The sequence below is a fragment of the Pelagibius litoralis genome, assembly GCF_011683915.1.
GTDB classification, from domain to species: Bacteria; Pseudomonadota; Alphaproteobacteria; order Kiloniellales; family Kiloniellaceae; genus Pelagibius; species Pelagibius litoralis.
The window spans coordinates 114,861-134,317 of sequence record NZ_JAAQPH010000013.1; the positions used below are offsets into that span (position 1 = coordinate 114,861).

At 56.0% G+C, this 19,457-nt stretch carries 10 protein-coding genes and 1 tRNA gene; 6 read left to right on the forward strand and 5 right to left on the reverse strand.

What is annotated here, in order from left to right; translation table 11 throughout:
* Window positions 1-7 precede the first annotated feature (7 nt).
* Window positions 8-1,168, reverse strand: a complete 1,161-nt coding sequence (locus HBA54_RS17140) for a Ppx/GppA phosphatase family protein (RefSeq protein WP_167226818.1) — start codon at window positions 1,166-1,168, stop codon at window positions 8-10.
* A gap of 209 nt (window positions 1,169-1,377) precedes the next feature.
* Between HBA54_RS17140 and HBA54_RS17145 the strand changes: the two genes are divergently transcribed.
* The 3 genes from HBA54_RS17145 (at window position 1,378) to HBA54_RS17155 (ending at window position 4,421) form a co-directional block, all read left to right on the forward strand.
* A tRNA-Gln gene (locus tag HBA54_RS17145) sits at window positions 1,378-1,451 on the forward strand.
* 120 nt (window positions 1,452-1,571) lie between these two features.
* The gene (locus tag HBA54_RS17150; protein WP_167226820.1) at window positions 1,572-3,497 is read left to right on the forward strand and encodes a site-specific integrase; all 1,926 of its coding nucleotides are present in this window, start codon (window positions 1,572-1,574) and stop codon (window positions 3,495-3,497) included.
* Between the two features lie 252 nt (window positions 3,498-3,749).
* Window positions 3,750-4,421: an IS6 family transposase gene (locus HBA54_RS17155; protein WP_167226822.1), complete on the forward strand. Its 672-nt coding sequence runs from the start codon at window positions 3,750-3,752 to the stop codon at window positions 4,419-4,421.
* 118 nt (window positions 4,422-4,539) lie between these two features.
* Here the strand turns inward: HBA54_RS17155 and HBA54_RS17160 are convergent, their stop codons facing one another.
* Entirely contained in the window at window positions 4,540-5,055 is a 516-nt protein-coding gene (locus HBA54_RS17160; protein ID WP_167226824.1) for an Lrp/AsnC family transcriptional regulator, read from the reverse strand.
* Window positions 5,056-5,135: 80 nt separating this feature from the next.
* On the opposite strand from HBA54_RS17160, the gene HBA54_RS17165 reads away from it, so the two are divergent.
* A complete protein-coding gene (locus tag HBA54_RS17165; RefSeq protein ID WP_167226826.1) occupies window positions 5,136-6,284 on the forward strand; it encodes an MFS transporter in 1,149 nt (382 codons plus the stop codon).
* Window positions 6,285-7,431: 1,147 nt separating this feature from the next.
* On the opposite strand, the gene hyoA is transcribed toward HBA54_RS17165, so the two are convergent.
* Both hyoA and HBA54_RS17175 read right to left on the reverse strand, forming a co-directional pair.
* Window positions 7,432-11,784, reverse strand: a complete 4,353-nt coding sequence (hyoA, locus tag HBA54_RS17170) for an NACHT domain-containing antiphage protein HyoA (protein WP_167226828.1) — start codon at window positions 11,782-11,784, stop codon at window positions 7,432-7,434.
* Between the two features lie 572 nt (window positions 11,785-12,356).
* Window positions 12,357-13,457, reverse strand: coding sequence for a type I restriction enzyme HsdR N-terminal domain-containing protein (locus HBA54_RS17175; RefSeq protein ID WP_205944713.1), 1,101 nt, complete (start codon window positions 13,455-13,457; stop codon window positions 12,357-12,359).
* 812 nt (window positions 13,458-14,269) lie between these two features.
* On the opposite strand from HBA54_RS17175, the gene HBA54_RS17180 reads away from it, so the two are divergent.
* Window positions 14,270-14,686 carry a hypothetical protein gene (locus HBA54_RS17180; protein ID WP_167226832.1) on the forward strand — a complete coding sequence of 139 codons (417 nt, stop codon included), beginning with the start codon at window positions 14,270-14,272 and terminating at the stop codon, window positions 14,684-14,686.
* 118 nt (window positions 14,687-14,804) lie between these two features.
* On the opposite strand, the gene HBA54_RS17185 is transcribed toward HBA54_RS17180, so the two are convergent.
* Window positions 14,805-15,656, reverse strand: a complete 852-nt coding sequence (locus tag HBA54_RS17185; RefSeq protein ID WP_205944714.1) for a S1 family peptidase — start codon at window positions 15,654-15,656, stop codon at window positions 14,805-14,807.
* 386 nt (window positions 15,657-16,042) lie between these two features.
* Here HBA54_RS17185 and HBA54_RS17190 point away from each other — a divergent pair, with 386 nt between their 5' ends.
* Window positions 16,043-19,447 carry a TM0106 family RecB-like putative nuclease gene (locus HBA54_RS17190; protein ID WP_167226836.1) on the forward strand — a complete coding sequence of 1,135 codons (3,405 nt, stop codon included), beginning with the start codon at window positions 16,043-16,045 and terminating at the stop codon, window positions 19,445-19,447.
* Window positions 19,448-19,457 lie beyond the last annotated feature (10 nt).

A 19,457-nucleotide genomic window follows, 5' to 3' on the forward strand; every position in this document is an offset into this window, starting at 1 on the left:
TGCTTCCTTATGTGTCGCCTGCCGCCCGGGCTGCCTGGCCGCCGCCGGACCCAACGGGGTGAGGCATTGTCGCACCCTGAATCATAGTATAGAGCATTCCCTCACGCAGGCCCCGGTCGGCAACCCTCAAGCGCTCGGCAGGCCAAAGATTACACAGCGCCGTCAGGATGGCACAGCCGGCCACCACAAGGTCCGCCCGCTCCTCGCCGATACAGGCATGTCCCGCCCGCTCGCCATAACTCATTCCGGCAATCCGGCTGCAGATCTCATGGACGGTCTCCATCTCCAGATAGCGTCCATCGACCGTGGCCCGGTCGTAACGCGGCAGATCGAGATGGACGCCGGCCAAGGTCGTCACGGTTCCGGAGGTCCCCAGCATCTGCACCTTGCTGTCGGCGACCGCCGCGCGGACGTCATGCTGCCGCGCAAAATCGGCGATTGATTCATCCATCGCCGCCACCATCGCGTCATAGTCGCCAGGCGTCAGATCGACACCGCCAAAGCGCTCCGCCAGGGAAATCACGCCGATCGGAACCGAGGCCCAGGCAAAGAGCGACAGGTCCGCCCCGATGAGCCCCCGCGTTCCATTCCCCTGCGCCCCATTACTGCCGGCGGAACCCGATTGCGCTGTCTCCGCCGCCTTCAACCAGCAGATTTCCGTGCTGCCGCCGCCGATATCGAAAAGCAGGATGTCCGGCACCTCAGGGTCGATCAGAGGGGCACAGCCGCAGATCGCCAGCTTCGCCTCCTCGTCCTGGGATATGATTTCCAGCTCGATACCGGTTTCCTGCCTCACCGTCGCCAGAAAAGCCTCGCAGTTATCAGCCTGGCGGCAGGCCTCGGTAGCGACCGCGCGCACCTGGGTGACCCCCCGGCGCCTTATTTTTGCGGCACAGACCTTCAGGGCCTCCAAAGTCCGCGCCATGGCCTGGTCCGAAAGCTTGCCGGAAGCCGACAAGCCCTCCCCCAGGCGCACGATCCGCGAAAAGGCGTCGACGACCCTGAAGCCCTCCTGCGAGGGCCGGGCGACGAGCAGGCGGCAGTTGTTGGTGCCCAGGTCGAGCGCTGCGTAGACCCCGTTGCCACGCGCCGCCCCGTCCGGGCGCCCAGAACCCCCGTTCCGCCTGGCCCGACCGGACCGGCGCCGCCCGTTTCCGAAGGCTGCCACGTAGAATAAAACTCCTGTTCTTCCCGGCCGGGCATTGGCCGCCGGCCGTTACCGGTCATCATAACGTGAAGCCGGGCTTTCGCGCCAGCCTCGGCCCCTCGGCCGGTCGCAGGTAGTCGCCAGAACAGGACGAAAATCAGTTGAAAAGCCCCCGTCGGTAGGACTATGTAAAGCATTCGCGCGCTATCGAGGGTGCTGGCCCGGCCTTTTGGGGGATAGTTTAGCGGTAGAACTCTCGGCTCTGACCCGAGCAACCCTGGTTCGAATCCAGGTCCCCCAGCCAAACCTTTGATTTATCACGCATTTTAGCCAATTCGGCGGCGCCTGACGCCGCCGGCGCGGGTGTGACACAACCCTGTGACACATTTACCGCCGGCGGCCCCTCGAACAGGGAGCTGCGGCCATGGCGAGACCTTTACATCTTTTTAGGAGAAACGGGCTTTTCTACTGGCGCCGGCGCCTGCCGCGAGCGCTCGTGCGTGGCACCGGGCCCGACCATCTGTGCCGGTCGCTCGAGACCGCGGACAGGCCCCTCGCCCGTCTGCGCGCGCTCCGGCTTTCTGCCGTTTTCGAGGAAGCTCTGTTGTCCCACGCCACCACGCTCAAGTCCGCAAAACCCCTCACCAAATACCAGCGCGAGCAGGTTCTCTTCGCGCTCTACGACCAGATCCTTGAGGAGTGCCAAGCATGGGCGGCCGGGCGGACTGTCGACATCGAGTTCCTCGATCCCGAGCATGTCGACTGGCAAATGGACCGGTACAATCACCCCTCCAGGCAAGCCAGGGAGTGGACGACCTTCTATCAAAACGGCATGTACGAGGGCGCCGAGAACGTGCTGAAGCCCCTGCTGGCCAGCCACCAGATCGACCTTCCGGCCGACAGCCTCGAGTTCCGCAGCTTGGCGGCCGAGGGCATGCGCTACGCCATCGCCGCCTACCGGGAGGCCGCCGAGACCGTCGAACTCGGCGAACTCGACGAGGGCACGCTAGCGCGGCTCGCCCGGCGCCACGGGCGAACATCGGCTCCTTCGCCGGGCACAAGTGGGGCGCCCGCGACGCCGCCGATACCGGCGGCGACGGAGCTCCAGAATGATGATGCCCGTCTACCCCCGCGGAACCGCCCCCTGCGAGAGATCTACACGCAATTTGTGGATGACAAGAGGCGTATGAAAGCCTGGAAAGATGAAGCCCGGGACGACGCCTGGCTCGCCCTCTATCTCTTCGAGGAACTCGTGGGGCTCAGGAAGATCGGCGAGATTGAGCACGGCGACGCCTACACCTTTCGCGTGAAGCTCGAGCAGCTACCGAAGTACCACGGCAAGGGTCCCTTCAAGCGGCCGATGCGCCCGCGCGAGGCCATCAAGAAGGCCGGCGCCATGGATGCGGAGCTGAAGGACCGCCTTGACGCCGCCGTGGAAGCGGGCGAGATCACGTTCGAGGAGCACAAGCGGCGCTTCGAGGAAGAGTGTGTGCCTCGTTGCGGGGCGAAAACCGTCAACAAACACCTCGACTACCTCGGCGGCTGCATCAAGTGGTGCAACCGGCATTTCGGCTGGGACCTGCCGAATGGTTTTGCCGCCACGCGCCTCTCCAAGCGCGAGCTCAATAAGGCCGGCCGGCGGCGCCGGGCGATGAAGAGCGAGGAGCTGAAGCGGCTCTTCGAGAGCCCTCTTTTCACCGGCTGTCTCTCGGAGAACCGCCGTTCGCTGCCCGGCGAACAAATCCTCAAAGACTCGTTCTACTGGGTGCCGCTCCTCATCGCTTTCACCGGTGGGCGCCTGGAGGAGATCTGCCAGCTCACTACCAGCGATGTCCTTGAGGTCGAGGGCATCTGGTGCATCCGCATCTCCGACGAGAACGAGGACCAGGAGGTCAAGACGGAGGCCGCACAGCGCATCATCCCGCTCCACCCCACGCTCCTGAAGCTTGGCTTCATCGAACGAGTCCTCCGTCTCCGCGAAAACGCGAAGCGCCGGGTCTTCCCAGAACTTACGCCTGGCGGACGCTACGGCCGCTATGGCTACCGCCTCACGAAGCGCTGGACGCACTACCGTCGCCAAGTAGAACTCTACGAGCCCGGGAAGGATTTCCACACGCTCCGGCACAGCTTCAACACCCACCTTCTCAACAAGAAGGTGCCGATCGTCTGGATGTCGCAGCTCATGGGGCATGCCACGCCGGGTCACACCGCCGGACACGCGGTCAATCTCGAGACGGCATCGACTTACTACGGCGGCGCCGAAATTCCTCAGCTGAAGGAAGCTGTCCAACAGTTCGACTTCGGGCTGCGGCTGATCGCGGTCGACGGCGAATGGCAAGTTGCCCGATGACCGCAGAGAGAATCGACGACAACTCGACTCGAGCAGGCCGCTATCACCGTCAAAGATCGGGTTAGCGCGATCCAGCTTCACCCCAGTGTGAACCAGCTGCGCCGATCGCTTAGTGGAATTCGCTCACAAGCGAGGAGGTATTCAGAAACGGTTGTGTTCCCATGGGCGATCGCATGAACTGTTTTGCCCCAAGGGGGGCGCTGTCACAGGAACGAGCTGGCCGGATCGATGACAGCCCGTTAGCGTTGTCTCATGTCTAAGATCTCATATGCCCGTCATCATTTTCCACCGAGTGTCATCCGCTATGCCGTCTGGTTATACCTGCGGTTCAACTTGAGTCTCAGGGACGTCGAGGACTTGCTGGCTGAGCGTGGCTTGGACATCTGCTACGAGACCGTCCGCCGTTGGGCCGTGAAATTCGGAACGGCCTACGCCAGGAATTTGCGCCGGCGCCGGCCAACGGCAAATGACCGATGGCATTTGGATGAAATGTTCGTTTCGATCGGCGGGCGCCGGATGTATTTGTGGCGTGCTGTCGATGCTGAAGGCAAGGTACTCGACATTTTGCTCCAGCCGCGGCGAGACAAGCGTGCTGCCAAGAAACTGATTCGGAAACTGCTTAGGAAGCAGGGCATTTCACCCACTGCAGTCGTGACTGACAAGCTACGTTCCTATGGCACGGCGTTGGGAGATCTCGGACTTAAAGAACGCCACGAGACAGGCGGCCGACTGAAAAATCGTGCTGAGAATTCCCATCAGCCGGTGCGGCGGCGAGAGCGATCGTGGATCGGTTTTAATCGGCCAGGATCGACGCAACGATTTCTCTCCATCCACGCCGTCGTCTACAACTGCTTCAACCTCCAACGCCACCTCATCTCCAGACGCACACTCAAAACCTTCCGAGATGTGGTATTCACCGAATGACGGATCGCTACCCAGACTGCGTGACACAGACGTATTCTCCCGAACCCCTTTATTCACTTCGGGAAGATGTGACAGTGCCGGCTGCTCACCTCGTCCAATTATTTTACCCCATAATTTATCACTCGGCTGACCCACCGATTTCGATCTCTGGCTTTGGACCGCGCTCAAGGTAGGTGTTTAGAACCACATGGCTGCGGATGCTCCGCACGCCTTCAAAGCGGTAAATGCGCGCTAAAAGTGCCTCTAGATCCTGGGTGCCGCGCATCCTCACTTTGAGAATGACGCAGGTATCGCCAGCGGCCGAATGGATCTCTTCGACATCCGCCAGGCCGCCAAGTTCAAGAACCGAGTCCGTCAGCCCCCAGCCGTCCGTGTCTACATGGATAAACGCCAAGAGTGGACAGCCGATCTTCTTGCCATCAAGCGTCGCGACGGTGCCCGTAATGACGCCGTCACGCTTTAAGCGCTTCACGCGTTCATGGACAGCGGGCGCCGTGAGATGAACGGCTTCCCCCAACTCCGCATATTTGCGAGTGGCATCCTCAGCAAGGAGCCTTAACAGCTTTCGGTCCACATCGTCGATCGACACCGGTGGCGGGCGGTCTCGTTTAACCGGGTTCATTTCTTTTGCCATTTGAGCGCTTAGCCATTGTGATTGAACTACATTCGAGCAAATCTCATTTTACATGAATGTAGTTTAATGGCAGCTTTCTCTTGGCATCGACCGTTTCAGTTTCACGATTAAGCGCGTTGCTAACGCTTGGCATTGTTGTGATGGGCTCAAACTCGTTCGTTCTGAGTCCGATCCTGACGGATGTGGCGTCGGATCTCGGCACGACGCCGGTCGTCATTGCCCGAGTGATCTCAGCCTTCGGTGCAACGACAGCGATCTCGTCCTTCACACTCGGCGGGATGATCGACCGGGTTGGCGCACGAACGGTATTGCTGGTCGGCGCAACAACGATGGCTATGGCCCTTGTTGGATGCGCCGTCAGCCAGAGCTGGGGCTGGCTCGCACTTTCTCAAGCCGTCATCGGAAGTGCGGTCGGGGTGATGCTTCCGGCGATCTATGCCGCCGCCACCGCTAGCGCTCCAGAGGGTCAGGGAGCACGTATTCTGGGCCGGGTGATCAGCGGGTGGGGCATTTCTCTCGTGCTCGGCGTGCCATTCTCCGCCTTTCTAACGGATTTCGCCGGATGGCGCGCCACTTTTGGCGCTCTCGCAATTTTCGCAACAGTGGCTTTACTAGGCTTTTTCCAGCTTCCACGACATGACCGGACTGGCGCTCAAGCACCATCGATTTCATCCACGCGCGCACTCCTCATCCCAGGCGTGATCCCGTTGCTCACAATCTGCCTTGCGTACATGACGGCCTTCTATGGCCTCTATGCGTTTCTCGGAGACCACCTCCGCACGACACTAGGTTTGAGCGCCGGTCAGGCCGGTTTGGTGGTACTTGGCTATGGGGCTGGATTTGGATTGGCGAGCTTCGCCGATACGGCAGTAGACAGAATTGGCCCTGCCCGGATCTTTCCCGCTGTCTTGCTGGCGATCGGAGCGGTCTATCTCCTTCTCATCCCGGCCACTCAGGGCTACGTAAGCGGAATCATCGCCGCCGTCGTTTGGGGGTTCATCAACCATATTGGCGTGAACATCATCATTCTGCTTCTGTCACAGACACGGGCGGATGCCAGAGGTGCGCTCATGGGTCTTCACACCGCAACAACTTACAGCTCAGTCTTTCTAGGTCCGCTCCTTCTCGGCGCTCTTTATGAACCCTTCGGCTTTCAGACGGTCGCAATCGTGGCCGCCGCATTCCTGACAGGTGGATCGCCCATCGCCTGGAGAATACGGAAACTGTGATTGGAAAGGGAAATGACGGAAACGGAATGGCACAGGCCCTTTTAGTGGCTTCAGATCGACCAAGACCACCTATCGGGCATTGACAATGCCGAGGCGGCTGATGTGGTTCACTAGAACTGGGTGGATCAGCGTTGGCGCCAAGCGTGTTACATAATCTGGTGCTGCCAACGAAAACGTACAAATCTATTGCCTGTTCCATTGACAGACTAAACAAGGTCTAGACGGCGTTCATGGCAATAGCAAACATAGACGAAGATCGCTTTAAAGCTATTCTTCGCACGTACCTGACACCCGCCCGAGGGCACTGACAACTTAACCGCCACGGAACCAAGGGCCCACCGAGTGCATCGAGATAGGCGGTGCTGGAGCTGCTCGACAGTGTACCGTTCATCACCTCTCGGCAGGTCATGACCTCTCCACCTTCGGCTACCGCCTCGTACCGTAGTGTGGTGGATTTTCCCGCTCCAGGTTCGCCGAGCAAGACGACATACGGCTCGTCGCGCAAATGGCTCAGCGGGTGAACCACTGTATCGGCCTTGGTCTGAACGGCGACTCGCCTATCTAGAGATGCACTTTCCATGGCCGGAAAGTAGTAGTGAAGTCTTTCCAAAAAAACACGCGCAAAGGCGCAAGCTGCGTTTTCACCATGGTAATATCTACATCTGGGTTGAGGAAAAGACACCCTCATGGACCGGTATTGGGCGCAAAGTGAACGTCTCTTCCACGGGAGGCGGGCGTTTGAAGCACAACTGCCTTTGAATTCCCTGGTTCATAGGTTGGTTGCGGGTGATTGAAACTACGAAGCTAAGCTATTGATTTTATTGAGGTGCAAACCCGACAAAAACAAGAGCCCTGTAACCTCTTGAGGTTGCGGGGCTTTTTTTGGGGGTTTGGTTGCGGGGGCCTGCAACCACCGAAACCGACATTCGCTTTCAGTAACAGTCTGATGGTCGCTAAGTATCTTAGAAATAAGCTAAATTCCGCCTCTTAAGACATCACTGATTGCATCGCCTTGCGAAAATTTTGAAGTTGTGTCTGCCACAAAGGGCGGGAGTTGACCTTAAAGAGCCGCTCTCGATTAATGGCGCGAACGTCGACTACGTAAGGATCAACCGTTCGTCCGACAGGCTCAGACATGACGGAAGAATCAGTCAAGAGTAGTCATCGAATGTGAACCATTTCCCGACTTAGGCGTCCGTCGCTTGTTCCCTGCACCACGTTTTGTTAAGTCAATACCGATGATGGCGACGTTCTCGATGCCTGAGTGCTTTTCAATTAACTCCCCTGCCTTCAGGCGTAATTCCTCGACCAGTTCGTCAAACGTAAGAGAAAGTCCGCTATTTGGATGCTGCCAGGTCTTCTGCTTACCACCATAGACAAGCAGATAGACTCCGTTCGATGAGTGAACGTCCCGGAGATAGTCACCACAAAGCTGATTTTCGAGTCGCTCAAAAAGCTTCGATCCGCTCCAGCCGTTGTCGGCGATCTTTAGCTCAACAGGTACAGCTCCTGGTATCCCCGCCGCATGAAATCGAATGTCAGTCCGCTTCGTGTCGGGAAGCTCTTCTTCTTGAGCGATTGAGTATCGCCCTTTTGAGATCTTGCGCAGTTCGTTTGCGATGTAGTTTCTAAGCTCGACTTCATCTTTGGTTCTGATAACAACAGCAGCGGGGCTCGTGTCACTATCCTCGTAGTCATGTTTTAACTCCTGAAGGCGAGATACAGCTAGATCGAATAACTGACGATGGGTCGTTGGCTGACACTCCAGGTGCTCCGCAAATTCGGCGAAGCGTGCAGCGTCCCAAGGTTTTCCCTGAGCATCCGATTCTGCACGCTTCATCGCGTAAGAACGCATCCAGACTTCAGACTCCCCTTGCCCCAGCTTCGTTGCAATCTCAATCAATGCATCAAATGATTCCTTGCCGGGAATTGCGAGCAAATCAGAGAAGATTCTGTTACGTGCATCTTGCGCATCATCACGGATCGTTGGGGAATAGACCCCCTGCCCGGCGCGTTCGATGTCTTCGTCGCGCCGAATGTAGTTGTGCATAAGCAAATAAAGCTCTTTCAAGTATGGAGCGCTCTTATGGTTTTCGCGAGCACCAATACCGCGTTCGCTCCGAGAACCGTAGAGCGCGCTGACAAAGGCCATCGCCGCATAAACAGCATCGGCCTTGGCGAGGGCCTCCAAGTAAGACCTCAGTTGAGCTATTGCGACTGCGGGTCTAACCGACACCCAAGCCGCGAGCCATATCGGCGCATGTTTGATAGTCACGTGCGCCGTTACCTTCCCAGCGCACAACTCGGCAATTTGATTGTCGGAAGCGGCGTCCGCCGCGAAGATCAATAGCAGCGCGTTGTAGAGATTACTTGTACAGCGAGGTTCATCTTTCGACAGAAACTTGAGGAGCACTGGCGCAATGGCATCGGCGAGCCATTGGGCATGCCAAGCAACATCGGACAGAACATAATGTGCGCGATCCTGGGATGGGTTCTTGAAAAAATCCCATTCGATCTCGCGCGATACAATCTCAAGACATATCTCTGGGAAACGATCGTACAGTCTGCGAAACCAGCTTGGAAAACCGTTGAGCTCGCTGAAAAGATACCGTGCGGCGTGCTGCGCGTCTGCCTTTGAGAGCGCCACTGGCCAATCAGCCACCTCTGCAGCTTCGATTTCCAACCCAGAGAGACTGAATACCTCGCTTAGCAGGGTCGAGTTACTGGTTTGCCCCACCTCAGACGCGATCTCTGGTTCAAACCGCCGCCACTTTGCCATGAGTCCGTCACGCATGGCCTCCGCCGCATCTTGCCCGTACTCATCGGCGAGGTCTCTCCAATTCGTTTGAGCCCATTTGCCGCTGTCTCCTCCGAGCTCTCGCATCCTCTCAAAGAGGTATCCTTGAACCCTCCAATACGTGCCATCAGGCGGAGGCTCGCGATCATTGATCTTGTTGATCAACCCCGGAATTGTGCCCTTCCAGGTAGCATGGTTTTCCGCGATAGCCTCATCGCGTTTCTTGAACCGCCGGCTGTAGGCCGCCTCGCTCCTCTTCCACTTCTTCTGCTCCTCAGTTTGAGGAGAAGGAATGAGAAGAGATTGCAAACGCACCTCAAGTTCGCGTTCTCCGGCGACCGCACTTTTCATGCGACCGCGCCAAGCTCTCGGGCGTCTTGCTTGAATGTATAACCGGAATGCCAAAGTCAAGGCGACGAGGCGATCATCCAAGAAAGGCTTCACCCCTATCCAACTCAAAACACGTTCAAAATCGTCCTGCTTAAACCTCCAATAATCTCGGAATATTTGAGCGCGCCACCAGTCTACAAGACGCTCTCCTTTCTTCTTGTCGGTAAGTCGGCGACAATCTTCAACGTCATACCAAAATAAGGCGTCATTCAAGTCCAACCAAGCTGGAACTAGCTCACCAAAGTAGGTTTCATTGTCTCGCTCGCCATAGTGATGCGAGAGCGCGGTTAGAGATATTATTGTAAGAGAGGGGCTTTCAAGCGCCGAAGGGTGTCGTGCTCGAACCAACCTTTCACAGCCACTCGCCGCGGAACCAAGCATCCAGGAGTTTTCTCTTGATATCTCGAAATGCCGATGTTCTACGAAAGGCTCTTCCTGAAGCAAATTCGCCGTTTCGACAATCAGATACTCAGCATTCTCGATAGAGCATGACTTGAGATAAGACTTTATGGATTGGTTTAAACCATCAGATCGGTGACGTGATGGTCTTTCAGCACCCTTCATCAAGTCGACCAGCTTTGAAGGTGAGATATTCTTGGGCCCGAAGACATCGATGTAGTCCGAGAGACGCGAGCGTTCGGTGAGGCTGCCATCGCTTCCAATAGCTGCACATGCACTTGTGACTTCTTCTAGGCTACCCGTGGCAACCAACGCCCGAATTGCAGCAAGCCTTGTATATCTGTCCGCACTCGTGTCCTGCGCGTCGCTCGCAGCGATATCAGATAATTCCTTCAAGGGACCAAGCTCTATCGAGCGAAGTAACAAGCTTCTGATTTCGGGTCCATGGGCATATCGCACGTGGAGTTCTCGAACCGTATCAGCGACATCAGGTCGGACAAGGCGCTGGAGCGCATTGTGGTCAACCGAAATCCGCGACGTTTCGCCCTCGGCATATCGAGTGCATATTTTCTGGAGCAGTTCCTGCCGCACGGGCAGAGGTAGTCTCGACGGATCACCTCCCTCAAACAGGATTTCGGGCCAATTCTTCACGATCCGACGCATGATCCGATCATCCATGAGGGCTAACCAGGCAAGGATCGGCCTTAGCTTGGGAACTACAACATCGATCCCATATTGGTTGACAAAGAATAACCCCTCGATAGCTGTTCGGGAGTTCCCGTCCCGAAGTATATCTTCGAACCATCGCGCCGCCAGGTATTCGAGAGTGTCGCGATGATGAAATCGAACAAAGCCATAGGTCTCGGGCTCGAAGACTGGTCTGGCCAAAAGTGCCAAACACTCGGACGATGTCCAATCGGTCTGGACGGTCTCGATCTTGACTCCGTTGTTCGGGTTCTTGCTGTCGGGAACGAATATTCTTGCTTGACGCATCATACTGACGGCAGCCGCTAACCGCTTAGCACCCGCCAGAGCCTTCTCTCTGGACAATGGATCAACTTGGGCTCGATTCGGATCAGCCTCGGTAAGCTTCCGTGCCACATTCGCTTCAACAAGCTCGAAGCGGCTCCCCAACCGACCGTTGGCTCGCCAAAACTCGATGATGTCTTCTAAGTCTTTCGGTCGGTTCGCAAGGCTGAAGACATCTTCACGTTCGATCTCTTGCACGAGATTATCAGCGTCGCCCACACCGTGCGCCATCGCGAAGGTACGCATCTGCTCGGCAGTCAAACCGCGTAAAGTGAAATACCGTATGGGGGATTGGCTCTCAGACTGATCGTCTTCCGCAGGCGGGCCGGGGGAATCATCATCCGAACCGACTACATCGTCAGGCTTGTCAGGAGCTTTGTACCGTAATTGCGCATTTAGCATGCTGGCGTCCGTCGTCGGACGCCATGCACCGATCCTGCTTGTCACAACGATATGGGTCGTCTGCAACGCATTCTTGATTTTTCCTCGCAAACGGCGGATAGCACTCTCAAAATCCTGCGGATTTGAGAGGCGGGCTTCGTCGATCGAATCCAGAAAAACCCAACACTCCTTCTGATCTCTGACCGCAGACTCCAGCTCCTCGTGATCGCCAATCTCAAACGCACCTCCCCAATCATTCGCTAGGTGCTCAAGCCTCAAGAAGACCGCGGCATGTCCTTGCGCTCGAAGGAACTCGCATTGATTGCTGATTTCCATGGTCTTCCCGGTTCCCGCAGACGCCAGGATCACGACACGGTACTCGACTAATAGGTCAGACCAGGAAAGCGCCGAAACCAGACCAAGCTCGGCGCTAGCTTCGAAATTCTCGTCGGCCACATCTTCCCTGCTGAGACGAACAAACTGCCTGCCTAGTTCGATATACATGCTCGATGTGTCCAAGTTTTTTCTTAGTTGCGGGAATTCCATCAAACGCAGGTCTTCTTCTAGCGCAAGTAGAGTGCAGAAGAAAGATTCGAGCTGCTATCGCCGGGGACGACTAACCAGTTCTCAAACCAATCCCGCCGCTGGCTGCAATTTCGGCAAAGGTGGCTTTCGCCCGGTCGTTGGCCATTTGTTGCGCCTCCCTTAATTGCCGCTACAGGTCAATTGCAGTAGTTGATGAGGTGGCTTTTAGCCGTTTTCTTTGTGCTGTTGAGCAGATCGTTTTCCACTAGGAATTTGGATCCCAGCGTGCTCTTTCCTGGCATTGGATGGGCTTGGAAGATGATGCATTCAAGGGCCCGCAACCACCGAAACCGACATTCGCTTATGGTGCAGGTTTGACGTTGGCAGAGAACTGCAAGCCGCACCACCAACCAAGAGGGGTCGCTCACAAATTTGAGGTCATACTCGTACTCTCGGTGTGCCCGGCAAGCTAGACTCTCTGACAGCCTCTTCTGCTGTTCTACGCTAGCAAAGTCTGCAGGAGATCGATTTGGATCGCGAGGCACAACCACTCATTTGATTATGATGTCGAAGGTGCCTTCCCCGCGAAGATCCATCTGAGGCGGCAGCATTGCTTGGATGGCACTTGGAACGCTATCAAATCGGAAGTCATAGATGATGTCGAATGTACCACGAAATCGATCGTCTTGAATGTATCCGACCGCCTCGGTAAACGCGGTCATTGCGAAGCCAAACGGTAGAGGAAACTTTACTGCACCAGGCGCCTGACCAACAAGTGCGGGAGGCACTCCCGGAGGAATAGGAAATTCCACTCCTGGTCTGAGTGCCGCGCGTACAACGTTCTGGAAGATCGTCGGACTCTCAACATTGTTCGATATGAATTCGTCAGCGGTGGAGAAAACCAGTACGTCCATGCCAGCGGCTTTGTTAATCTGATCAAGAACACTGTACGGCCCCGCCAAATCGAGCTCGCCTTGTATCCGGCCGTCAGGCAATCGGTAAGCTGCTTCACCGATGACAGAAGCCCTCATTCCATCCATGTGCCCGATCGAATCTTGAAAGGCCTGCACGTCTGTTGAATGACGAGTATACTCTAGGTGCCCCCCTGACAACTGGATCTTCGAGTTGTACCCTTTAGCTAGAGGCTTCTTGAGATCAACCGGCACATGGACTCGGCGTTTTATAGCCTCGGGACCAAGTAGATTCTCGATGTTTGGCATAAGCGCCTCTGTCTCGTCGGTCCTCCAAGAAAAGATCGGCTCGTCAGGCGCGCTCAAACGATACAGCTGGAACTCACGGCCATTCGTGAGCAGCGAAAAGACTGCACCGATTTCAGGATGGGCCGCATAGGTATGAGCCTGATGTGCATCGTCGACCGTCAGCTCCTGGCTTGGCGCTTTCACTTCGACGACCCAACGCCCAAACGATACAATCTCACAGATGTAATCAGCCCGCCCTACTAGATCAGGATCCTTGCTTGGTTTCTTTCGACCAAGAAAGGCCTTACTGTAGCTAAGTCGCTTTTCCGTCAAAATGTTAGCTTCAGTGCCTTGCCTGTAACCAAGTTTGTGTAAGAGCGGACGAACGATCATTTCACGCACATCCGCCTCATTCATTGTCTCGATATCGTATGAACCAAACAAACTAGTCACTGTGCGCCAATCCAATTGCTATGGAAGAAAATAGATCAACAACTCTTACTTAAAAAGTATTGTTGGTTTTCCACACAATAGCTTACCTGAAGTTGAACTCTAATCGAGCAATTCATGACGTGCGGCTTTCGTATCCCGCAATCGTCCGACTGTCGTATAGCTGAACGCAATTCAAAGATAATCAACTTCGGATCGCAAGTCAGGATCAAATCCGAGTGGCCGAGACGGCGAAACGGACTGAGTTTACGAGAGCCACGTCTGAGCACGTCAGGGGTAATGAGACTACCCTGCCGTTATGTGACACTACAGATCCGGCGCCTCACTCCCTCTCCTGCTCCCGACATGCGCCGCCCAACGCCTACAATGGCACTCATCAGGTAGTTAGCTAGTCGCCCGAGGCCAGACCACAGTACGTGAATTGCTGATTGCGGCTTTTGCCATAACCGGAACAGACCTGGCTTACAGACGAGGGAAATCTCGAGAACGGCGCTCCGACAGATCGTGCTTACCAGCAATGCGTTGGGACTGTCCCCGGCGGCCAGGGAACGGCTCACCGCGCCGGAGCCGGAGCGATATCCAAAATTTGCAAATCTGATCGGCGCATGCGGACAAACGGCCATTACCCGGCACACCGACCAGCGCGTAGAAAAAGCGAACCAACCGCCTGCTAACTTATACGGTAGAAATCTCGCCTTGCGCTCATAGTCCTGCCGAGCAGGCGGAGCAAACTTGCGTTATGGCAGCAGAATTGCCAAGAGTAAGAATAGAAAAGAGCCATGCTATGATTTCGGATCGCTACGGACGAGGAGCTTATGTTTTCACTATTCCGCCGAAACAAAAAGAAACCTCCCGAAATCCAATTAGCTACCATCACAAATGGACCAGGGACGTATTTAGTCGAAGCTGTAGGGGAGAGTAAATATCAAGACACACTGGAGAAGATATGCGGAGGGCGGACTGAGAACGGTCATCGTTACAAAGTCGATGCTTATCTTTATCCTGAAGATGACAATCCGCATGACAACCAAGCGATCTTGATTGTGATCGATGATGAGCCTGTTGGCTATCTCGATCGTGCTACGGCACGTAGTTTTCGGAAGGCCATGGCGAAAATTGCGCCTAATGGAACGATAGCCAAGTGCCCTGGTATGATTGTTGGCGGATGGGATAGGGGAGACGGTGATGAAGGATACTTTGGCGTTAGGCTCGACCTTCCATCTGACCCATGAACTTCGCGAACCAAGCTCCGCTATCCCCGACGTGCCGCCGACGAGCCAGTCCTTCACGGGAAATTTCAGGATAAAGCGATATCGCAAAATGACGCGGCGCGCTATGGCGCAGCTATATCTAGTCGACAGGATGATCGAGAATCAGGTGTCCAAACGCTGCGAGGTCGCGGAGCGTCAACACTTCGTGCTTCCGATCACTAGGGATCTGTTGGTATTCCCAAATGCCTTCTGAAAGCATGAGATTGTTGAAGCCAAGATCCAAAGCGTGCCGAAGCGGCGTAAGGAATGAGGTAACGACGCCTTCGTGCTCGCCAACTCCAAAGTCTATACTGCTTTGGACAACACCCACTATTCGTCCTTCTGAATCGAAGGCCGGCGCCCCGCTGGCACCGCCTTCGATCGGAACAGTGGTCTGGTAGGCCTCTACCTGATGAGCATCGTATTTGCCCGGCTCACGAATGCACTCGAACTGGCCTTCAAAGCGATCAGCGAACATTTCGACGCAGCTGCTCTTGTCAACTGTGAAGTCAAGTAGCGCGTTTCGCGGATAAGCGAAAACCACTAGGTTTGAACCGGGCACGGGATGCCGCAGAGTCAAGATTGGGCGCAGGTTTCTCAGTGGTTGCTCAGGGAACTGCGAAATGAAGTTATCAGCCTCAGCTAGCGCGACATCCGCATAGTGCGAATAGCTAATCCGTGTGACTGGGCGTATGTGTAACGCATTCCCAGTGTCATGAAGAATCCGCAGGCTATGGCGGCCCGGACTATCCGACTTAACGATATGATCGAAGACATGCCGTGCCGTTAGGAAGAGACCATAGCGTGTAACATAGAAGCCGGTCCCAATGACTTGCAGCTTGCCGGGTTCGAGTTCTCTCAGAATCGGAACGACACCCGTCGTCGCGGAGATAATCTTACCATCGCCCGTACGCGCTTGGTGGTTTGCCGGAATGTCTTTGGGTCTGGACATATAGTCTCTTTTCATCGCGCAATGCTTACATTGATTGTGCCCTGACGCCCGACCCCCATCAACTCGATAGGCGCGTTCCTGATGCCAATTACTATCCTTACCCTGATTCAGAGCGCAGGCCTCGGAAGACCGATCAACCAGCGCGACGTGATCTGTAGTGGTCCGCACTGAAGGCCTGGAACACCCGTCGAGGTCCAGGGGCTGTGCGCATCGGAATGCCCTTTGGCAAGCTGCCAAAGCCCGCCAGGACGTCTTCGCTAGGACCTAAACGACGATGCAGCGAATTTTGAGCCGTCTCTACGAATCGACTGAGAATGACTTGCATTTTCGTCAGCGCCTACAACCAATATTTGGTCCTAGACTGCTTCCGCATTAGAGTACCCAGTATGAGGAAAGTCGGGGACTCACTACAACTCACTGCAACCGACCTCGTCGGTTATCTGAACTGCCATCATCTTTCCGAGCTGGACCAGGCTGTCGCCGAAGGCATTCTCGACAAGCCGAAAGTCTGGGACCCCCTGCTTGAAATTCTGTGGGAACGGGGAGCTATCCACGAACAGAACTATGTGGATCATCTGACGAATGCGGGTTTGAACGTCGTCAGAATTGACGGCATCGAGGTAACCGATTCCGCTGTCGACCAAACACTTGAGGCGATGACAACTGGCGCCGAAGTGATTGTGCAGGGCGCGCTGGCGCATGAAGCTTGGGTGGGGCGTGCTGACATATTGAGCCGCGTCGAAGTTCCAAGCGCGCTAGGCTCATGGTCGTATGAAGCGGTCGATACGAAGCTAACGCGTGAAACAAAGGCTGGGACGGTGCTCCAACTCTGCCTTTATTCGGAGCTTCTGGGTCAGGCGCAGGGCGCAGCGCCGGAGTGGATGTACGTGATCGCGCCGTGGTCTGATTTTGAGCCACAGCGATATCGCTTCGCCGATTACGGGGCATATTTCAGGCAGGTCAGACATCGCCTGCTGCGCAGCGTCGCCAAGCCGGACGCAGAAGAGACCTATCCCGACCCAATAGCGCACTGCGACATTTGTCGGTGGCGCGAGGCTTGCGACAAGCGCCGCCGCGACGACGATCACCTTTGTCTTGTAGCGGGAATCTCGAAACTCCAGATTAGTGAGCTGAAAGCCCAGGGCATTGCGACTTTGCAGAATCTTGCTGAATTGGCACTGCCATTGCCGTGGAAGCCAGATCGCGGCTCGGTCGAGGCCATCACAGGCGTTCGCGAGCAGGCGCGAATCCAGTGCGAAGCCCGAGTGGCCGGCGAACGAAAATTCGAAGTCCTGCCGCTCGAACACGGTTTTGGTCTAACGCGCCTGCCCGAACCCTCTGAAGGGGATATCTTTCTCGATCTTGAAGGCGACCCGTTCGTGACAGAGCATGGCCTGGAATACCTCTTTGGCTACCTCTTCAATGAAGAGAACGGCAACGAAGCCTATGTGGGCGATTGGGCCCTCACCCGCACCGATGAAAAACAAGTATTCGAGCGTTTTGTCGATTTCGTGATGGGCCGGTGGGAGACGTTTCCCGACCTTCACATCTACCACTATGCGCCATACGAGCCAGGAGCGCTTAAGCGCCTCATGGGTCGGTATGCAAGCCGAGAAGAAGAGATCGACCGCATGCTCCGGGCCGGCCTGTTCATAGATCTCTATCAGGTCGTGCGGCACGCCGTGCGCGCAAGCGTGGAGAGCTATTCCATCAAGCAACTGGAACCGTTCTATGGGTTTGAGCGGGAAATAGCGCTTCCCGATGCGAACGTGGCCCTGGCTAATTTTCAGGCAAATCTCGAATTGGATGACGCTGCCTCGATCTCCGAAGAGACCAAGGCGATAGTCATGGACTATAACCGGGATGACTGCCTCGCCGCTGCCGGGCTACGCGAATGGCTAGAATCTCTGCGAAGCCAGATTGTCGCTGACGGGACCGACGTTCCCCGACCGGAGCCGGGTGACGGTTCTCCAAACGAGAAAATTAGTGACTGGCTGAAGCTGATAAACGCGTTGTTCGAAAAGCTCACTGCCGATGTTCCGGCTGACCCGCAAGAGCGGGATGAGGATCAGCAGGCCCGCTGGGTTCTGGCTAACGTGCTCGATTACCATCGGCGTGAAGAAAAATCGGTGTGGTGGGAATTCTATCGGCTGGCGGAGCTGTCAGCCGAAGACCTGATCGATGAGCGGGCGGGTCTCTCCGGCCTGATCTATGTTGGTGAAGCCGGGGGAACAGCAAGAGCCCCAATTCACCGATATCGCTTTCCGCCACAGGAAACTCAGTTGCGTGGTGACGAAGACCTGCACAACCTTGGCGGAGCCAAGCTTGGCAAGATCGCAGCGATCTCGCTGGAGAACCTTACGGTTGATATTAAGAAGCGGCAGGATAGCGCAAGCATTCATACCCAGGCCGCTTTCGCGCACAAGTTTATTGGCAAGGAGCCAATCAAGAACGCCCTGGTGCGGATCGGGCAGTACGTGGCCGATCATGGATTAGCTGGGAACGGTCCCTATCAGGCCGCACGCGATTTGTTGCTAAGGGAGCCCCCGGGCGTAGAGGAGCAGTCACTTCACCTTGAGGGCGAATCGACGGTGGATGCCGCCGTGCGCCTCTGCGCGCATCTGGCCGGCGGAATTCTTCCCATCCAGGGGCCACCTGGCGCGGGCAAGACCTTTACCGGCGCCCAAATGATTTGCGAGCTGGTCCGACGGGGTAAGACGGTCGGCATCACAGCGAATAGCCACAAGGTCATCCGCAACCTGATAAACGAGACCATTAAAGTGGCCGACGAAACGGGTGTCGATCTGCAATGCTGCCAGAAGGCAGACGAGGTTGAAGATCCACCGCACCGCCTGCGTTTTGCAGCGCGAAGCGAGGATCTGAATGCGGCGCTGGGCAATACGGCGGAAGTTGGTGGCGGGACGGCTTGGCATTGGTCGCGGGAAGATGCATTCGAATGCGTCGACGTACTCTTTGTCGACGAAGCTGCGCAAATGGCCCTGGCCGACGTTCTAGCTATCTCACAGGCTGCTAAAACAGTCGTGCTGATCGGCGATCCGCAGCAGCTCGATCAGCCGCGACAAGGCACTCATCCGGATGGCACAGACGTCTCAGCGCTCGATCACATCCTAGCAGGAGAGCAGACCATTCCTCCGGACAAGGGACTGTTCCTCGAAGAGACTTGGCGGTTACACCCCGATATCTGCGCTTACACCTCCGAGCTATTTTACGAAGGCAAACTCAAGTCGAGGGCCGGGCTCGACAAGCAGGTGATCAAACCACCGGACTCTCCGGTCAGCGGCGCGGGCCTATTTTTCTTACCAGTCGAGCATAGCGGCAACCAGAATAGTTCCCCCGAAGAAGCCGAAGCGGTTGTAGCGATCGTGAAAGGCATCCTCGAAAGCAAGGCAAGCTGGGTTGACCGTGATGGAGAAGAGCAGCTGATCGCACTGGATGATGTTGTGATCATCACACCGTATAACGCGCAGGTGTTCGAAATTCAGGAGCGCCTGCCGGGTGCGCGCGTGGGCACGGTAGACAAGTTCCAGGGCCAGCAAGCGCCTATAGCGATTTATTCGACGGCCACGTCAAGCCATGCTGATGCCCCTCGCGGAATGGAGTTCCTGTACAACCTACATCGGCTCAATGTTGCGACGTCGCGCGCTAAATGCATATCCCTTATCGTCAGTTCGCCGCAGATCTTCGAAGCCGAATGCCGGACGCCCCGACAGATTCAGCTCGCAAATGCGTTTTGCCGATATCTCGAAATGGCGCAGTGCCTCCCAGACTAGCCACATCTTT

What these genes read in the sequence shown, in the direction of transcription:
- HBA54_RS17150 (WP_167226820.1), top strand. Translation starts at nt 1,572, where the DNA reads ATGGCGAGACCTTTACATCTTTTTAGGAGAAACGGGCTTTTCTACTGG.
- HBA54_RS17155 (WP_167226822.1), top strand. Translation starts at nt 3,750, where the DNA reads ATGTCTAAGATCTCATATGCCCGTCATCATTTTCCACCGAGTGTCATC.
- HBA54_RS17160 (WP_167226824.1), bottom strand. Translation starts at nt 5,055, where the DNA reads ATGGCAAAAGAAATGAACCCGGTTAAACGAGACCGCCCGCCACCGGTG.
- hyoA (WP_167226828.1), bottom strand. Translation starts at nt 11,784, where the DNA reads ATGTATATCGAACTAGGCAGGCAGTTTGTTCGTCTCAGCAGGGAAGAT.
- HBA54_RS17180 (WP_167226832.1), top strand. Translation starts at nt 14,270, where the DNA reads ATGTTTTCACTATTCCGCCGAAACAAAAAGAAACCTCCCGAAATCCAA.
- HBA54_RS17185 (WP_205944714.1), bottom strand. Translation starts at nt 15,656, where the DNA reads ATGTCCAGACCCAAAGACATTCCGGCAAACCACCAAGCGCGTACGGGC.
- HBA54_RS17190 (WP_167226836.1), top strand. Translation starts at nt 16,043, where the DNA reads ATGAGGAAAGTCGGGGACTCACTACAACTCACTGCAACCGACCTCGTC.